Annotated in this window: 1 protein-coding gene and 1 rRNA gene; one reads left to right on the top strand and one right to left on the bottom strand. The window is 52.2% G+C overall.

What is annotated here, in order from left to right; all coding sequences use genetic code 11:
* A 16S ribosomal RNA gene (locus ACLGL1_RS09735) occupies nucleotides 1–91 on the top strand; the annotation flags it as partial.
* A gap of 310 nt (nucleotides 92–401) precedes the next feature.
* Here ACLGL1_RS09735 and ACLGL1_RS09730 read toward each other — a convergent pair.
* On the bottom strand, nucleotides 402–2,042 hold the full coding sequence (locus ACLGL1_RS09730) for an alkaline phosphatase (protein WP_411008479.1): 1,641 nt from the start codon (nucleotides 2,040–2,042) through the stop codon (nucleotides 402–404).
* Nucleotides 2,043–2,283 lie beyond the last annotated feature (241 nt).

The following is a 2,283-nucleotide window of genomic DNA, read 5'->3' as shown; positions in this document are numbered from 1 at the left end:
ATGGAGGAAGCCGCCCACGGTGGGATCGATGATTGGGGTGAAGTCGTAACAAGGTAGCCGTATCGGAAGGTGCGGCTGGATCACCTCCTTTCTAAGGAAAACCCGCAGTAACGAACTTACTGCAAAAATTATATTTACCTTGTTTGGCCTGTTTAGTTTATTAAGCGCATGAGCAATTGCTCATGCGTTTTTTATTTGCCTTTATCCGGGTTGTTTCTCTGTAGACCGCCGCATCCACCACCTGGCGGGAGGTATCAAGGGGCGGTGCAGGTGGCTAGGTAGGCTGAGGAAAGCGCTGCTGCATTAGGGCTTTTCTCAGATATATAAGTCCTGACTAGGGCTGCTTAAAAAGGGGCAAGAAAAAAGTCGCTAGCAGAGCCAGCGACTTTTTCTTTACTTTACTAGCCTAAGAGCTTAGCAGCTGAGGCCGGGACGTATGTTTTCTGGGTGTTGAAAACGGTCAGGCCATCCAGTTCAACCCGTTTCCCATCAATGATGGCGTAGTTTTTAGAAATCGGGAAGATGATGGTTTTCTTGTCCTTCGTGACAATGACTTCAGGGTTGGCCGGCCGGCTGTTATCGAAGGTAATGGTGGCGCCGGTGCCGGCAAAGGCATCCCGAACGGGGACGTAGAGGTCCTTGGATAAGGCGGCTAGGTCAAGGTCGAGTAGGTCAGCCATGTAAAGGCCAATTTCATGGTTGAAGACCAGGCCGGTGAGCGGTTTGGCTTCAGGGGAAGTGGTGTAGCAATAGAGGGCAACGTCACCACCGACGTGGCCATTGGTGGTCCAGCCGATGTGAGACCGGTCGCTGATGACCTTGCCAACAGCCCCCTGAACATCCTTGGCGTCGCGGATCAGTTGGCGTTCTTCATTGGTTAAGTCATTCAAGCCGTATGCTTCATTCATGACGGCATCAATATTGGACCGGTCTGCATTGAGGCGGAGGGCAACACCCTGGCCGGTGAGCTTGGCATTTTTGATATACTTGGTAAAGGACTGCAAGGGGACTTTGTCGTAGCCCTTGGAAATGGCCCGTTCACCAAAGGTCATTCCGCCGGTTCCGTGGTCAGCAGCAATGATGATGGTGGTATTGCCGTGGCGGTCTGCAAATTCTTTGGCGACAGCGACAGCCTTATCGAAGGCTAAGAGGTCACTGACGACGCCCACCGGGTCATTGGCGTGGGCGGCCCAGTCGACTTCAGACCCTTCAACCATTAAGAAAAAGCCTTTGTCGTTTTGAGATAAAATATCCAGGGCCTTCTGGGTCATTTCTGCTAAAGCAGGTTCCTTGGCAGGGTCACGGTCAATATCATAGGCCAGGGACTTGCCGGCAAACATGCCCCAGAGGGGACCGTTTCCGGCGCTGGCCATTTCTCCGGGTGTGGTGACGTAGGTGTAGCCCTGGTCCTTGATTTCTTTGATGAGGTCTTCTTTGTCAGCCCGGTTTTCAGCCGTCAGGTAGTGGCTACCGGCGCCGAGGACCACATCCATTTTTTGGTAGACCTGCTGTTCCCCTAAATCCTCATAGGCGTTCCGGTTGGGGTGGTGGGAAGAGAAGTCCGCCGGGGTGGCGTGCTGGATATTGGAGGTGGAGATAATGCCTGTTGACTTACCTGCCCGTTTCGCCCCTTCCAGGACGGTGGCTAGAGGTGCCATGGCCCGGCTTTCATCCATGGTTTCAGCGCCGGGCATCCCTGCCTTGGTCGGATAGGTAGCGATGAAGGGGGATTCTGTTTTCTGACCGGTGGACATGGCGGTACCCGCTGGTGCCGAGTCAGCAATAGGCGTATTGGCATTGTTGGTGCGGACCATACCGGTGAGCATGCTATCCATCGTGAGTGCCTTGTTATCCGTCATCCAACGGGTCGTAGTGACAGCTTCAACGTTCGTTCCGTCAGGAATCATCATGATAACATTGTGGCTGTGACCATAAGTATCCTGGGCAGCCTTAGCAGGGCCGGGCATGCCAGGAAAGGTGAGGCTGCAAAAGAGAATAGAAGCAGTGAGGGTGGTGGCAAAAAGCTTTTTGATGGTTGACATATGAAACCTCCTTTTCTTTGTTACTTTTATATTAGCAAGGGGAGGTCAAATCAACCGTCGCCTCTGGTAAAAGGTAAGTAAGAATATGCGCCTTCGCCTCGGTCTGGATTTACAATTGGCTATCGAGGTTTCCTATATCATCGAGGTCTCCTATATAAGGATAAGACGCCCGAAAGATAGACCTCCTAGACCCGATGAGCGACGATTGGCATCTTTTTTGAAAAAAAGTCCAAAAAAGCTA

This window comes from Peptococcus simiae (assembly GCF_046569735.1).
In the GTDB taxonomy this organism is placed as follows: domain Bacteria; phylum Bacillota; class Peptococcia; order Peptococcales; family Peptococcaceae; genus Peptococcus; species Peptococcus simiae_A.
This window is presented reverse-complemented; position numbering and strand designations above follow the sequence as displayed.